This is a genomic window from Providencia sp. 6390, assembly GCF_058148425.1.
On sequence record NZ_JBYVYL010000005.1, the window covers coordinates 287,133 to 302,442 of the forward strand.

Annotated in this window: 18 protein-coding genes; 8 read left to right on the plus strand and 10 right to left on the minus strand. The window is 42.3% G+C overall.

The window, feature by feature from the left end; genetic code table 11:
* Positions 1-106 precede the first annotated feature (106 nt).
* Positions 107-667: a YtfJ family protein gene (locus tag AC3Z9T_RS12920; protein ID WP_490126522.1), complete on the plus strand. Its 561-nt coding sequence runs from the start codon at positions 107-109 to the stop codon at positions 665-667.
* A 428-nt stretch (positions 668-1,095) separates the two neighbouring features.
* Here AC3Z9T_RS12920 and qseC read toward each other — a convergent pair whose 3' ends face one another.
* Together qseC and qseB are read right to left on the minus strand one after the other, a co-directional pair.
* Positions 1,096-2,442 carry a quorum sensing histidine kinase QseC gene (qseC, locus tag AC3Z9T_RS12925; RefSeq protein ID WP_490126523.1) on the minus strand — a complete coding sequence of 449 codons (1,347 nt, stop codon included), beginning with the start codon at positions 2,440-2,442 and terminating at the stop codon, positions 1,096-1,098.
* The gene (gene qseB, locus AC3Z9T_RS12930; protein ID WP_490126524.1) at positions 2,439-3,101 is read right to left on the minus strand and encodes a quorum sensing response regulator transcription factor QseB; all 663 of its coding nucleotides are present in this window, start codon (positions 3,099-3,101) and stop codon (positions 2,439-2,441) included. The genes qseC and qseB overlap by 4 nt, the downstream gene beginning before the upstream one ends.
* Before the next feature lie 182 nt (positions 3,102-3,283).
* On the opposite strand from qseB, the gene AC3Z9T_RS12935 reads away from it, so the two are divergent.
* From AC3Z9T_RS12935 to mqo, 4 genes are all read left to right on the plus strand, one after another.
* Entirely contained in the window at positions 3,284-3,691 is a 408-nt protein-coding gene (locus AC3Z9T_RS12935) for a YgiW/YdeI family stress tolerance OB fold protein (protein ID WP_490126525.1), read from the plus strand.
* A gap of 137 nt (positions 3,692-3,828) precedes the next feature.
* The gene (locus AC3Z9T_RS12940; protein WP_490126526.1) at positions 3,829-4,422 is read left to right on the plus strand and encodes a GDP-mannose pyrophosphatase; all 594 of its coding nucleotides are present in this window, start codon (positions 3,829-3,831) and stop codon (positions 4,420-4,422) included.
* Between the two features lie 385 nt (positions 4,423-4,807).
* Complete coding sequence (locus tag AC3Z9T_RS12945) at positions 4,808-5,197, plus strand: cupin domain-containing protein (RefSeq protein WP_490126527.1); 390 nt, start codon at positions 4,808-4,810, stop codon at positions 5,195-5,197.
* A gap of 9 nt (positions 5,198-5,206) precedes the next feature.
* Positions 5,207-6,700: a malate dehydrogenase (quinone) gene (mqo, locus tag AC3Z9T_RS12950; RefSeq protein ID WP_490126528.1), complete on the plus strand. Its 1,494-nt coding sequence runs from the start codon at positions 5,207-5,209 to the stop codon at positions 6,698-6,700.
* Between the two features lie 52 nt (positions 6,701-6,752).
* Here mqo and cysQ read toward each other — a convergent pair whose 3' ends face one another.
* A complete protein-coding gene (gene cysQ / locus AC3Z9T_RS12955) occupies positions 6,753-7,493 on the minus strand; it encodes a 3'(2'),5'-bisphosphate nucleotidase CysQ (RefSeq protein WP_490126529.1) in 741 nt (246 codons plus the stop codon).
* Positions 7,494-7,754: 261 nt separating this feature from the next.
* Positions 7,755-8,375, minus strand: a complete 621-nt coding sequence (gene bamJ / locus AC3Z9T_RS12960) for a BamJ family beta-barrel-assembly machinery protein (RefSeq protein ID WP_490126530.1) — start codon at positions 8,373-8,375, stop codon at positions 7,755-7,757.
* 217 nt (positions 8,376-8,592) lie between these two features.
* Between bamJ and AC3Z9T_RS12965 the strand changes: the two genes are divergently transcribed.
* The 3 genes from AC3Z9T_RS12965 (at position 8,593) to AC3Z9T_RS12975 (ending at position 10,131) form a co-directional block, all read left to right on the plus strand.
* Entirely contained in the window at positions 8,593-9,210 is a 618-nt protein-coding gene (locus AC3Z9T_RS12965) for a LysM-like peptidoglycan-binding domain-containing protein (RefSeq protein WP_490126531.1), read from the plus strand.
* 103 nt (positions 9,211-9,313) lie between these two features.
* Positions 9,314-9,622 (plus strand): type II toxin-antitoxin system TacA family antitoxin, encoded by a 309-nt coding sequence (locus AC3Z9T_RS12970; protein WP_490126532.1) that lies wholly within the window; start codon positions 9,314-9,316, stop codon positions 9,620-9,622.
* Positions 9,623-9,624: 2 nt separating this feature from the next.
* A complete protein-coding gene (locus AC3Z9T_RS12975; protein ID WP_490126533.1) occupies positions 9,625-10,131 on the plus strand; it encodes a GNAT family N-acetyltransferase in 507 nt (168 codons plus the stop codon).
* 84 nt (positions 10,132-10,215) lie between these two features.
* Here the strand turns inward: AC3Z9T_RS12975 and rplI are convergent, their stop codons facing one another.
* The 6 genes from rplI to rnr form a co-directional block, all read right to left on the minus strand.
* Positions 10,216-10,665, minus strand: coding sequence for a 50S ribosomal protein L9 (rplI, locus tag AC3Z9T_RS12980; protein WP_154622442.1), 450 nt, complete (start codon positions 10,663-10,665; stop codon positions 10,216-10,218).
* 38 nt (positions 10,666-10,703) lie between these two features.
* On the minus strand, positions 10,704-10,931 hold the full coding sequence (gene rpsR, locus AC3Z9T_RS12985; protein ID WP_000135199.1) for a 30S ribosomal protein S18: 228 nt from the start codon (positions 10,929-10,931) through the stop codon (positions 10,704-10,706).
* 4 nt (positions 10,932-10,935) lie between these two features.
* The gene (priB, locus tag AC3Z9T_RS12990) at positions 10,936-11,253 is read right to left on the minus strand and encodes a primosomal replication protein N (RefSeq protein ID WP_490126534.1); all 318 of its coding nucleotides are present in this window, start codon (positions 11,251-11,253) and stop codon (positions 10,936-10,938) included.
* Positions 11,254-11,261: 8 nt separating this feature from the next.
* Positions 11,262-11,657: a 30S ribosomal protein S6 gene (gene rpsF / locus AC3Z9T_RS12995; protein WP_430261420.1), complete on the minus strand. Its 396-nt coding sequence runs from the start codon at positions 11,655-11,657 to the stop codon at positions 11,262-11,264.
* A 146-nt stretch (positions 11,658-11,803) separates the two neighbouring features.
* Positions 11,804-12,541 (minus strand): 23S rRNA (guanosine(2251)-2'-O)-methyltransferase RlmB, encoded by a 738-nt coding sequence (rlmB, locus tag AC3Z9T_RS13000; protein ID WP_490126535.1) that lies wholly within the window; start codon positions 12,539-12,541, stop codon positions 11,804-11,806.
* Between the two features lie 256 nt (positions 12,542-12,797).
* Complete coding sequence (rnr, locus tag AC3Z9T_RS13005; RefSeq protein WP_490126536.1) at positions 12,798-15,272, minus strand: ribonuclease R; 2,475 nt, start codon at positions 15,270-15,272, stop codon at positions 12,798-12,800.
* Positions 15,273-15,310: the final 38 nt, after the last annotated feature.

Below are 15,310 nucleotides of genomic sequence, written 5' to 3' on the forward strand. Positions count from 1 at the left end.
TCACAACTCATCGGATGAGCTATGCTATAACAGTAACGACTTAATAACTTCACCGTCACACTTTGCTCGTTTGGCGTGTGGCAATAATAATAAATGAGGTAATATAATGATTAAAAAGAGCTTTCTATTTGCTTGCTTATTGGCTTTATCATCGACTGCTTTTGCAAACCAAATCCAGATCAATCAACCTGTACCAGCTGTTGCGGTTACAGACAAAGGTGAAATGCTACTAAGTCAAGAAGGGAAATTTTCATATCAAGAATGGAAAAGTCAGCAATTACCGGGGAAAGTCCGCACAATTCAACATATTGCCGGCCGTTCCTCCGCAAAAGAACTCAATGCCCCCTTGATTGAAGCGATCAAAAAAGCGAGTTTCCCACATGATCGTTATCAAACCACTTCAATCATTAATGCCGATGATGCTATTTTTGGTACTGGTGTGTTTGTTAGTAATAGCGTTGAGGACAGCAAAAAAGAGTTCCCTTATTCACAATTTATCGTCGATAGCGATGGTGTTGTGAAAAAAGCTTGGAGCCTTGCTCCTGAGAGCTCAGCAATTATCGTATTGAATAAACAAGGCAATGTGCTTTATTTTAAAGATGGTGCACTCACTGCACCTGAAGTAAATAAAGTAATTGAGCTGATTAAAACGGAATTAGGTAATTAATATAATTTAATCTCTAGTGCACGATGGCTGTGCACTAGAGCATCGTATTTTCAAAAATGGACGGTTATTCTGAATTATATTTTCACCGTTAGAATCAATATTACGAATGATTATATGAAATTAAAATAATAGAAAACACTAATATGCATGATTATATACTCTAAATAATTGTGGTTCTGAACGATAATGAAAGTAATATTTCAAAATTAAAATAACAATAAATAAGAGTAAAAAGAATAAAACCAGCCTGCATATCATATTTCGGATTTAACTTAAGGTTGGAGTGTTATATCATGCTTTATCTACATTGATATTAAATTTTATAAGACCAATACAGCATAAAAAAACTACTTTTATCATTGGTCATTGATTTGAATATATAGTTATTCTTTAATACATATTTCAATCACCCTTCACAGAATTTCATGCTACCAAATAACCCTCACACAAAACCCACCCGCTTCACTATTGGAAAATTCAAGCCTTAAGTGATGTAACTCAGCAATGCGTTTTGCAATAGAGAGCCCTAAGCCGCTCCCTGTTTTTTCTTGCCCCGCAGGTCGATAGAAGCGTTCACCTAATCGTGCTAAAACATCCTCTGTAACCCCTGTTCCATCATCTTTAATCGCTAGATAGCTATGGTTAAGTTCAATATCTATCTTTCCACCCGTTTTGCCATAACGAATGGCATTATGAAGCAGGTTTCGTAGCAAAATGGCGAGTAATAATCGCTGCCCCATAATCGGTAGGGGTTCATTGAGTACTAAGATTTCAACGGTGGCTTGTGCTGCTTTCGCTTCTGAAGCAACTTCTTGTACTGATGACTCAATCAACGCAGACCATTTCAACTGTTCGATATCATCAAGCTGTGATAATGATTCTAATCGCGATAATGTCAGCAATTGGTCAACAAGACGTGTTGCTCGGTCAATACCTTCAGATAAATTAGCCACTGCATGTTGGCGGATCGCCGCATCTTGCCCTGCTATTTGTACCACTTCAGCTTGTACTTTCAATGCTGCTAATGGGCTACGCAATTCATGTGCGGCATCAGAAGTGAATTGCCGCTCTCGGGTAAACATGGTTTGAATACGCTCAAATAAGCTATTAAGAGCATCTAACAAAGGCTTCACTTCTGAGGGTAATCGCTCTACGTTAACCGCATCAAGCTCATTGGGCTGACGCCGATAAAGTTGAGCTGCCACTTGGTGCAAAGGACGCAGCGCACGAGTCAATAACCATAAAAATAAAACTAACATTATGGGCAGTGCGATCAGCCAAGGTAAAAATTGAGCGACCATAATATCTTTCGCCATATCTTGTCGATATTCCCACTCTTGGCCTACTGCAATAATGTATTGCCCATCAGATGATTTTAACCAAACGAATCGCCATTCATCATCACTGCCCTTCATTTTGCCTTCACTAAAACCTTCGCGGCGAAAGTCAAAAGGAATTTTTCGCCCATTGTCACCATCATTCAGCAACATTTCACCTTGCTGACTAAAAATAGCAAAGGCCAACGCATCATCATCTTGATTACCACGATTTTTGCGTAATGTTTTTTTCGTTTTGGCTAATGAAGATCCGGCAAAATCTAAATCAGAAGGTAATACAGATAAACGTTTTGCAAATACCATCTGCTGAGTATCAAATAATTCATTGATGGTTTTATAGGTTTGATGCCACGCCAGCAAACTCGCGGTTCCCCACGTCATTAACGCAAGTAGCAATAACATTAAGGTTAATTTTAAGCGTAAGCTAAACGTTTTCATGTATTTTCACCTAGACGATAACCAACCCCATGGACAGTACGAATAAAATTCGAACCTAACTTACGGCGTAGGTGGTGGATGTGGACTTCAACTGCATTACTTGAAACTTCATCATCCCAGTTATACAGTTTTTCTTCTATGTGCGCCCGAGATAGGACTTTATTTGGATTATGTAAAAATAAAGACAATAACGCCAACTCTTTACTTTTAAGCTCAACCATCTCACCGTGACATGTCACCGTCATTGCCACTGGATCTAATTCAACCTCACCATGCTTCAAGGTCGGTGTTAATTGACCACTACGACGACGGATCAGGGCTTGTAAACGCGCGGCAACTTCAACTAATGCAAAAGGCTTGCACAGATAATCATCGGCACCTTGTTGTAACCCATTCACTCTCTGATCTAATGCATCCCTTGCTGTCAAAATTAAAACGGGTTCTTCTCGCCCTTGTTTGCGCCAATGTTTTAAAATATCCATGCCATCTAAACTCGGTAATGAGAGATCTAAAATCACAGCATCATAAGGCGCATCAAATAACGCAACTTGCCCTTGCTTACCATCAGTGAACCAGTCAATCGTAAAACCGAGTTGGCTTAAACCCACCTTTAAACCATCACCAATTAACCTGTCATCTTCTATCAGCAAAATACGCATGACTGTCCTCCTTCACTCGAATCATTTAAAGTATATTTATCCGATTAATTTCACGATGACCAGCCGTAATTAGCTAAATTGCAAAACTATTTTTTTGTGGCGACTTCTTAAGATCCTGTTAAGAACTTTTTGTTTTAATAGCTCCTGTAAACAAATTTAGACAATCAATGGAGAGAACCACGATGAAAAAACTACCTATTATTGCCATGATCGCTGCACTTGCTTCTGCACCTGTATTTGCGGCAACAGGTGGATTTGAAGGACCGGGAGCAGCACCACAAACTTCATCAGCTCAAACCAACAAAGCAGGTGGCTTTAATGGCCCGAACAGTGGCGAAACCACTGTAGCCAAAGCGCTTGAATTATCAGATGACAGCTGGGTAATTTTGCGTGGAAACATCGTTAAACAGCTAGACCCAAAACATTATGAATTTACTGATGGCACTGGCACTATCAATATTGAGATCAGTCCAAAACGCTGGAACGGTGTAAACGTTACACCAAAAGACAAAGTAGAAATTCGCGGCAAAGTTGATAAAGACTGGAACTCTCGCGAAATCGACGTAAAACAAATCCAAATCATTCAGTAATACTTTCAAAATACGAAGAGGGATTTAATCCCTCTTCGTTAACCAAATATTTACCATACAAACTGTCATAAACTCTTATTTTCGGACACTGGCGATAATGTTAGATTAATCATTACCCTCATTTTCAAGGTAATATCATGTCCGCTAAACACCCCCAAGTGCGCAATATCCGTGAAACGTTACTCTCTGATAATTGGTACACCCTCAAAAAATACACTTATGAACTGCAACGTAGTGATGGTAGCTGGCAAGAGCAGAGCCGCGAGTCCTATGATAGAGGCAATGGCGCTGTCATTTTGCTCTATAACCGCAGTAAAAACACCATAGTGCTGATCCGCCAATTTCGCCTTCCTTTATATATCAACGGCTATGATCAGTTACTTATCGAAGCGGCCGCGGGTCTGCTAGACAATGCCTCCCCTGAAGAAAGAATTATCGCAGAAGCGGAAGAAGAAACTGGCTTTAAAGTGCAAAAAATCGAAAAGATTTTTGAAGCCTACATGAGCCCCGGTTCAGTGACCGAAAAACTGTACTTTTATATTGCTGAATACCATGATCAAGATCGCTTAAATTCAGGAGGTGGGCTTGCCGATGAAGGAGAGGATATTGAAGTCTTAGAATGGGAATTCCCCAAGGCATTACAAGCCATTAAAAATGGAGAAATTGTCGATGGAAAGACAATTATGCTAATACAACACGTAGCATTAAATAACATATTAAAAAACACTTAATATAGCATTTATATTTCTCTATTTTCCTTCTTGATATGAATCGAGAAGGAAAATTAAATCATGTTTATTTGGATTTATAGACTTTTCGTTATGTAACATTTTTTACAACAATGATTAGTGAAAAAAATACCACTTTAAAATCAAAAAGATAAACAAATCTTTTTTTTCCCATCACTATCATCGAAAAACACCAGACCAATTACTACAGTATTTATTTTAATTAGAATAAGATACAATGAATTCATGAATTATTTCTTTCAAAATATAACAAAGTATATTTATTTAGTTGCTACTATTTTAATATTGTCTTTTTATGAATGCTTTTATTATTTTGTATCCATTCAATTGTTCAGTAGTGCAACATACAAACTAAAAGGTTAATAATATGATACGTTGTGTTCGTATGTGGACCGGTGAAGATGGTAACTCTCTTTTTGAAGAAGGCACAATAGAGTTAAGTGGTGAAGCAAGGGGCGACAATGAAACCCCTGCGATTGCGGTGAGCGAACTTTCATTTCGTGAAACCACATCAGGCGGCTCATGGGACTGGCACAAAGATCCTGTTCCACGTTATGTGCTGACACTGACCGGCACCCTAGAGTTTGAAACTAAAGATGGCTCAACATTTATTATCAAACCAGGTGATGTTTTATTAGCACAAGATAATACAGGCACTGGTCACAAATGGCGTTTAATTGGTGATGAGCCATGGCGTCGTGCTTATGTTGTGTATCAAGAAGGCACAGAACTGTGTTTTAAACCCACTAAGCAGTAGGAGTTTTTAATGAGTAAGCCTATTTCTGAACAAGTCGATATCGCGCTAATCGGTGCAGGTATCATGAGTGCTACATTGGGAACTTTTTTAAAAGAACTCGAACCATCGCTCAACATCGCTATTTTTGAAAGGCTCAATGATTGCGCCCAAGAAAGTTCTCATCCATGGAACAACGCAGGTACAGGCCACGCTGCTAACTGTGAGATGAACTATACGCCACCAAACCCAGATGGCACAGTGGATATCAGTAAAGCACTTGAAGTAAACACCGAATTTGACCTCTCACGCCAACTTTGGTCTTATCTGGTCACCAAAGGCAAAATTAAAGATCCACGTGACTTTATTCACCCATGTCCACATATGAGCTTTGTTTGGGGTGAAGACAACGTAAAATTCCTCCAACAGCGCTACAAGCAAATGTCTGCGCACCACTGTTACCACAACATGGAATACAGTGATGATCCAAAACAGATCAACGAGTGGGCACCATTGATCATGGAAGGCCGTGATCCAAAAGAAGCGATTGCTGTCACCCGCGTTAACACTGGTGCTGATGTCGATTACGGTGCACTAACTCACTTATTAATGGCGCAACTAAGCGAACAATCCGGTTTTTCAGTTCACTATAAACATGAAGTCATTGATATTAAAAAGACAGCCGATGGCAGATGGAATATTGAAGTTAAAAACCTAATCACGCATGAAAAAACCATCACTTCTGCGAAATTTGTATTTGTGGGTGCTGGTGGACGCGCCATTGAGCTGCTACAGAAATCAGGGATCCCTGAAGGCAAAGGCTATGGCGGTTTTCCAGTCAGCGGTATATGGTTACGTTGCGATAACGAGGAAATTGCCTCTCGCCACCATGCAAAAGTGTATGGTAAAGCAGACAAAGGCTCACCACCAATGTCGGTTCCGCACTTAGATACACGTATCATTGGCGGTAAGCGCTCCCTGTTATTTGGGCCTTATGCAGGTTTTTCCAGTAAGTTCCTTAAACACGGCTCTTATTTAGATCTGTTTGAATCGGTTAAATTAAATAACCTTGAGCCAATGCTTGCGGTTGCAAAAGATAACTGGTCACTGGCTGAATATTTAGTCGGTCAAGTGTTACAAACTTCAGCGCACCAATTTGCCATGCTGCAACAATTCTACCCTGAAGCACAGCATGAAGACTGGAAAGAAGTGGTTGCGGGCCAACGTGTCCAAATCATTAAGCCAGATCACGACAAAAAAGGCGTTTTAGAATTCGGTACAGAGCTGATTACTAGTGCAGATAAGTCATTTACTGTCTTGATGGGCGCATCACCGGGAGCCTCTACAGCAGCCTTTATCGCGTTGAATGTATTGAAAACCTGCTTTGCAGATCAATTAAATTCAGATGGCTGGGAAGCTCGCCTGAAAGATATCATTCCAACTTATGGAATTGACTTAAAAGTTGACGCCAAAGCTTGCCTTGATATTCGAGCCACAACGGCAAAAGTATTAAAACTGGATAATTAATTCAGTTGTGGTGGGAAAAATAATCACGTTTTCCCACCTTTCTTCATCCAAATCAAAACAACGTGACACGAAACCCTGGGTTTAAAAAGGATTCACGAGGCGTATAATCCAGCGCTTTTCCATTCCAATCTAGCACTTTGGCCCCCGAAGCAATTGCCACTGCGTGGCCTGCTGCCGTATCCCAAATATTAGTTGGCCCAAAACGTGGATAAAGTTGTGCTTTACCTTCAGCCACTAAGCAAAACTTTAATGATGACCCGACCGCCACAGTTTCATGGCTACCCATTTGATTAAGGTAATCACGTAACTCACTGTCCTGATGAGAGCGGCTGATAACAATGGTAGGCGGCATCATCTCTTTTACATGAATAGATTGTTTATGACCGCCTTCTTCTTTCCACGCTTGATTGCCTTCAGCGTAATAAATCAAATCTTTGGCAGGTGCATAAACCACGCCCATGACAGGAACACCATTTTCAATTAACGCGATATTGACGGTAAAATCACCATTACGATGGATAAATTCTTTGGTTCCATCCAATGGATCAATCAACCAATAGCGTTGCCAATTTTTACGTTCATCCCATGGTGGCGGTGCTTCTTCTGATATTTGAGGTATATCTGGGGCGATACGAGCTAGACCGGCTGTAATAATGTTATGAGCCGCAATATCTGCAGCAGTGACGGGTGAATCATCACTTTTACGTTCAACCTGTAAAGGTTCTTCCGCTGTATAGTAACCCATGATAGCTGAACCCGCCTCGATAGCCAGTTCGCAAATTTGTTTTAACATAGTTCACCTCTCTCCCGCTGACTGTTCAAACTAGGTTAGCAGCCATAAGCAACTGATGCACCTTTTTCTACTGACCTTATATACTCGTCATACTTCAAGCTGCAGCGCTTTTCGTCAAGGTATAGTGAGCTAGTCATAATTATGTAGGCTCCTAGTGACTCATTCACTTATCGCCTAGCTGCACCTCGAATTATTTAGAGTATAGATAAAAAAATAGCGGGCTATTTAACCCGCTATTTTACAATTTAATGATCAGTCGAATTACAGAATATCTAATAACTCAACTTCAAATACAAGGGTGCTGAATGGCGGGATCGATGCGCCAGCACCACGCTCACCATAAGCCAGTTCAGAAGGAATGTAGAGCTCCCACTTAGAACCAACAGGCATCAAAGTCAGAGCTTCAATCCAACCAGGGATCACACCACTAACTGGGAACTCAGCGGGTTGACCACGTTGAACAGAGCTATCAAATACAGTGCCATCAACTAGACGACCAGTGTAGTGTACGCGAACACGATCGCTACGTGCAGGGATCGCCCCCTCACCTTGATTGATCACAGAGAATTGCAAACCTGAATCAGTCGTTGAAACACCTTCACGCTTTTGGTTTTCTTCTAGGAATGCACGGCCTTCTGCTGCCATTGCTTCTTGGCGAGAAACACGCACAGCATCAGCACGTTCGTGAATTTCACGTAGCGCTTTGTGCAGAGCTTCAACAGGAACTGAAGGCATATTACCTTCTAGTGCATCAGTCAGACCCGCGAGGATCGCTTCAGGAACTAAGCCTTCTAAGCCAGACTCTAGTAGTTGTTGACCAACTTGTAAGCCAATGCCATAACTTGCTTGTGCTTCTACTGAATCAAAATTTTGGTTTGCCATGAAAATACCTGTATGGTTTTAAGAAAAAACCAAGGATAACAGCCTTACCCTTATGGGTAAACCTAAACGATTTACTGATTAGCTATCAATTTCAGCATGATTAAGTGTTCTCTGAAAAATAACATTGAGTAATCAATTTGCTGAAAATCAATGCTAGTATTTGAATAACAATATATTCATTCAGCTTAATGCTATTTTCCTCAATCAAGGAGGAACTATGTTTAGACTTTCGGTATTTCATCGTATTGGTATCGCTATTTTAGCGCTTATCATATTAGCGGCACTGTTTTGGCCTACCGGTGAAAAGAACACCGAAAGCCAAACGATCCCAAGCCAGTCTCAACCGATTGTTGTGCCACCACCGGCAGCACCAGAGATCGTCACGCCACCACCTGAAGACCCTCTCGCCAACGGAGAGACTGAGCAGCCACTAACAGGCTTACCTACTGAACCAGAAATCATTCAGGAGCCACCTACTGAACCAGTACCTGTTGCCCCCCCTCCAACAACAACCGTACCACCTACGACAACAGCGCCACCAAAACAAACGCAGCAACCTCGCCCATCAGCCAATGAGTGGCAAAATTATCAAATACAAAAAGGGAAAACGCTCGCGCAGCTATTTCGTGATAATAATTTGCAAGCAAATGATGCTTTTGTAATGGCACGAGTGGAAGGTGCAGAAAAACCTTTAAGCAATTTACATAAAGGCCAAAAAGTTCGTTTAAAATCCAATGCGAAAGGTGAAGTCGAAGTATTGGAGATCACCACTCCAGAAGGGAAAAGCTTTAGTTTTGCTCGTCTAAGCGATGGCAGCTACTACCGAACACCTTAAAGCCTGTTGCATTTAGAGCTTTGCTTTAGCTGATGGCGTAATGACAATGACATTACACCGTGCTATAGTTTAGCTCAACTTTATTCTTTAGAAGAGGTCTGCGATGCCAAATCGTAATGAAAACCCTACGGCAGAGCCTAAAATTAATGTTACTCGTTCATCATTGAACTTACGTATCAAACCTGAAGATAAAATTCTTATCGATAGAGCATCAGCTGCTGTTGGTAAAAATAGAACTGAATTTGTATTAGAGGCTGCACGTAAAGCTGCTGAAGAAACACTTGCTGACCTAAGAGTTATCAGTGTAGCACCTGAGGTATATCAACAGTTTGTTGAACAACTAGATATGTCACCAACATCAAACGGTGCTCTGCAAAAAACAATGCAAACTAGGTCACCGTGGGAAAAATAATATTGAATATCACGGCTCCAGAGCCATTGTCACACACACATGATGTTAATCATTTTAATTCAGGGGAAGCATCATTAGATCTTTGGCTAAAAACACGCGCACTGCAGAATCAAAATTCAGGCGTATCACGTACCTTTGTTATCAGTGAACATAGTCAAGTTATTGCTTATTACGCTCTTTCTACAGGCATTATTAGAAATAACCAAGCTATTGGCCGTTTTCGTCGCAATATGCCTTCAGAGATCCCTATTATTTTACTAGGCCGCCTAGCGGTAGATCAAAAAGCAAAAGGATTGGGAATTGGCCGAGGCCTTATCAAGGATGCTGCACTGCGTGTTATTCAAGCAGCAGATATCATTGGTGTGAGAGGATTGGTTGTTCATGCATTGAGCGAAGATGCTAAACGCTTTTATGAGCATGTTGGCTTTACTTCATCACTGGTTGAGCCGATGCTTTTAATGATCACACTGTCTGAGCTAAAATTAGCTATGGGCATACACCCCAACTAATTTTATTATAAGCAATAAAAAACACCGGACCAGCCGGTGTTTTTTGTGCCATCAGTCAACCAATGGCACTACCATCATTTTTGATTACTCAGCAACGATGATAACGTTCAGCTCTGCAAAAACATCGCTGTGTAACTGGAAGTGAACTTCGTGGTCACCAGTAGTACGCAGAACGCCATTTGGCAGGCGAACTTCGCTTTTCGCGATTGCAACGCCAGCTGCAGTTACTGCATCAGCGATGTCACGAGTACCGATAGAACCAAACAGTTTACCTTCGTCACCAGCTTTAGAAGCCAGTGTAACAGAACCCAGTGCAGTAACAGCTGCAGCACGAGCCTGAGCTGCTGCTAGAACGTCAGCTAATTTAGCTTCCAGTTCAGCGCGGCGAGCTTCGAAGAATTCGATGTTTTTCTTAGTTGCAGGAACAGCTTTGCCCTGTGGAACTAAGTAGTTACGAGCATAGCCCGATTTAACGTTAACCTGATCACCCAGGCTACCTAGGTTAGCTACTTTATCAAGCAGAATAACTTGCATTACCTTATCCTCTTAAAGTCGTTAATGGACTGTACCAATTACTGATGACGATCAGTGTATGGCAACAGAGACAGGTAGCGAGCGCGCTTGATAGCACGAGCGAGCTGACGCTGATATTTTGCACGAGTACCGGTGATACGGCTTGGTACAATTTTACCACTTTCAGTGATATAGTTTTTCAGCGTTGCGATATCTTTATAGTCGATCTCTTGAACGCCTTCCGCTGTGAAACGGCAGAACTTGCGACGACGGAAATAACGTGCCATATGGCTAGTCTCCAGAATCTATCAAATCAATCTGCTCGGCATGAAGGACCAGTTTACTTAAGCCATTGCGCCCTTGGTGGGTGCTAATAAAACCAGTGACTGTAATCCGACTGCCGACCGTTATACTGTGAGTATGGGCTTGTAAGGCTTGTCCGCTAGCAATTATGGGCATTCTGCACCATGCTTGCCGAGTCAACCCTGCTTCCTGTTGCTGAGAACGATGTTCTAAAACAAACTGGCAGTGAGGGATGCCTGACGGACTCACTTTTCGAATCAATGCTTTACAGACTGTGCCTGTGAGCACCAAACGATTAGTGAACACCTGCGCAATTACTCTTCAGAATCCCCAGTTTCTTCTGCTTCTTCATCCTGATATTCATCAGAAAGGTCACGGCCACGACGTTCGTCTTTAGCTTTAACCATTGGAGAAGCTTCTGTTACTGCGTGTTTTAAGCGCATAACCATGCTGCGGATAACGGCATCGTTGAAGCGGAAGTTAGTTTCCAGCTCATCAATCGCTTCCTGCGGCGCTTCTACGTTCAGAAGAACATAGTGTGCTTTGTGCAGTTTATTGATTGGGTAAGCCAGTTGACGGCGGCCCCAGTCTTCCAGACGGTGAATCTGACCTTGTGCGTTAGTGATAACTGCACTGTAACGCTCGATCATGCCCGGAACCTGTTCGCTTTGGTCAGGATGGACCATAAAAACGATTTCGTAATGACGCATTAGTAGTTGCTCCTTACGGATTATTAGCCTCCTGTCTGGGTTAACCGCGGCCCGCGGAGGCAAGGAACTTGTTGAGTGCGGCTAAAAAATTGACGCGTAACTATACCCACCCCAGAGAAAAAACTCAAGGGATGGTGAAAAATTATTTATTTTGCGCTGCGCTGGCGCACGGCTTCAAATAAACAAACCCCTGTCGCCACCGAGACATTCAATGAAGAAACCGTTCCTGCCATTGGGATACTGATTAACTCATCACAATGTTCACGAGTCAAACGGCGCATACCTTCACCTTCAGCACCCATCACTAACGCCATCGGGCCTGTGAGTTTACTTTGATAGAGGGTGTGATCCGCTTCGCCTGCAGTGCCGACAATCCAAATATTGTACTCTTGCAACAAGCGCAATGTTCTTGCCAAGTTAGTCACACGGAACAGCGGTATGCTTTCTGCGGCACCACATGCGACTTTTTTCGCTGTTGCATTCAATTGTGCAGATTTATCTTTAGGCACGATCACCGCATGTACACCCGCAGCATCAGCACTTCGTAGGCAAGCGCCTAGGTTGTGAGGATCTGTCACGCCATCTAAAATTAATAAAAACGGGGCTTCTGTGCTTTCAAGAAAATCAGGTAAATCGCCTTCTTGGTACTGTTTACCCGGTAAAACCTTCGCAATAATGCCTTGGTGCACAGCCCCTTCCGTTTGTGTATCCATCCATTGGCGATTAGCAACTTGTACGACAATACCAAGCGCCTCGATTTCATGAATAATTGGCATCAAACGGCGATCTTCACGCCCTTTTAACATATAAACTTCTTTGATCCGTGATGCATCACGATCAAGTAAGGCTTTCACCGCATGAATGCCGTAAATAATTTCGCTCATAAATATCTTTTTTGTTGATGGAGTTCAAGGTGGCATCACGCCACCAAACATAATTTGCTTGCAGCTTGAGGTAGCCTACGCCACCTCAGGCTGCTGACAAACGTACTCTGTTTGTCGGCAGTCGTTAAGGTTTTTGAAATAAACTAGGAAAATCAATTTATTGATTTTCGGCTGATAACACGGAGTGGGAAAAACCACGCTTTTATCCCACTTCGTCAACAACCTCTGGTAGCCTACGCTACCTCCCTTACTCACATTAGCCTTCTTGCTTCTCGGCTTTTTTCGCTGCGCGTTTTGCTTTTAATTTTGCACTGATCTTTTTGGTTTTATCAGAGGCTTTTTTAGCTTTTGCCTTTGTATCCGCTTTTTTATCTGTTTTCTTGTCCGTTTTCTTGCCTTTCTTCTCTGAACGACGGAAAGCAGAATCAGGTTCGAAATTCTTTTCTTTACTGACATCACGCTTACCACGAGCTGATTTAGTGGCATTTTTGACTTCTTTCTTCATTTTATCACGGGTTGTTTTGCCCGGATTTTTCGCCTTACGTGTTGTTGATATCAAGGCGAAATCAATAGTACGTTCATCCATATGTACGGCTTCAACACGGATCTCAACTTCATCACCAAGACGATAAGTTGTGCCCGATGATTCACCAATCAAACGTTGACCTACGGCATCATAACGATAGTAATCGTTATCGAGTGTCGATACATGAACTAAGCCATCAATGAATAAGTCATTAAGGCGCACAAAGAAGCCAAAACCAGTGACACTGGTGATCAAACCTGTAAATACTTGACCTACTTGGTCTTGCATAAAGTCACATTTTAGCCAATCTGCGACATCACGGGTAGCCTCATCAGCGCGACGCTCAGTCATGGAGCAGTGCTCACCTAGCTGCAACATGCTATCCATATCAGAGTGCCAACCACCTGTTGGAGTCCAGCGATGATCTGAATGACCATGCTCTTTCGCCAGCAGATATTTGATGCCTCTGTGCAAAGTAAGGTCTGGGTAACGACGAATTGGTGACGTAAAGTGTGCATACGATTTTAGCGCCAACCCGAAGTGACCTCGATTTTCAGGATCGTAAATCGCTTGTTTCATTGAACGTAAGATCATTGTTTGCAGCAATTCATGATCAGGGCGCTCAGCCACGTCATTCATCACCTGTGCATAATCTTTTGGTTCCGGTTTCATGCCACCCGGTAATGTCAGTCCGAGCTCACTAAACACCGAACGCAAGTTCATTACGCTCTCTTCTTTCGGGCGGTCATGCACACGATATAGCGCAGGCTCTTCATTTTTCTCAACAAAACGAGCTGCGGCAATATTGGCTAAAATCATGCACTCTTCGATTAATTTGTGAGCATCATTACGTTCAACTGGCTCAATACGTTCAATACGTTTTTCTGCATTAAAAATAAATTTCGCTTCTTCTGATTCAAACGAAATCGCACCACGTTCAATACGTGCAGCATCCAACGTTTTATACAGAGCATGTAACTGTTCAATATGCGGAACTAATGCTTTGTAGTGTTCACGTAGCTCTTCATCGCCTTGCAAAATTTTCCAAACTTTGGTGTAAGTCAGCCTTGCATGTGAATTCATCACAGCTTCGTAGAATTTAAAGGATGACAAACGCCCTGTCGCTGACACGGTCATTTCACACACCATACACAGGCGATCAACCCCTGGGTTTAATGAGCAAAGGCCATTCGACAGAACTTCGGGCAACATTGGAACCACTTGTGATGGGAAATAAACGGAGTTACCGCGGCTACGAGCTTCATCATCTAATGCAGTTTGTTGACGGACATAATAGCTGACATCCGCAATGGCTACCCATAAACGCCAGCCACCACCTTTTTTCGGTGCGCAATGTACAGCATCGTCAAAGTCTCGCGCATCTTCACCATCGATAGTCACCAATGGTAAGTCACGCAGATCAACACGACCTTTTTTGGCTGACTCAGGCACTTGCTCACTTAAATCAGCAACTTGTTTCTCTACTTGAGGTGGCCATGAATGTGGAATTTCATGAGTACGCAGAGCGATTTCAACCGCCATACCTGTACCCATGCTTTCACCTAAAATTTCAACAATATTACCCACTGCTTGAGCGCGACGCTGTGGTCTTGAAACCAGTTCAACCACCACCACATTGCCCATACGAGCACCATTAATCTGATCTTTAGGGATTAAAATATCAAAACTTAAACGGCTATCATCAGGGACGACAAAACCCATACCTGATTCAATAAAATAGCGACCAACGATTTGGTTATTACGTGGCTCAAGTACTCGCACTACACGGACTTCAGTACGTCCTTTGCGATCTTGACCATAAGGTTGCGCTAAAATGACATCACCATGCAGTGCGCGTTTCATTTCGTCTTGCGACAGATAATAGTCTTCTTTTTTACCTTCTACGCGTAAAAAGCCATAACCATCGCGGTGACCAATAACTTTACCTTTTAGTAGGTCTAAGCGCTCAGGTAAGGCATAACATTGACGGCGAGTGAAGACTAATTGTCCATCTCGTTCCATTGCCCGCAAACGGCGGCGCAAGGCTTCTAATTCTTCTTCTGAAGAAAGATTTAATAACTGTGCGATTTCTTCGCGTTTAGCGGGTGCAGTCCGCTGAGTCAGGAGTTCAAGAATGAATTCTCTACTAGGAATTGGGGATTCGTATTTTTCTGCTTCTCTTTCCTGAAAAGGATCGTGTGACATCGTTACCTCCGTTGTCATCAGAATTTGTTATCACCGCT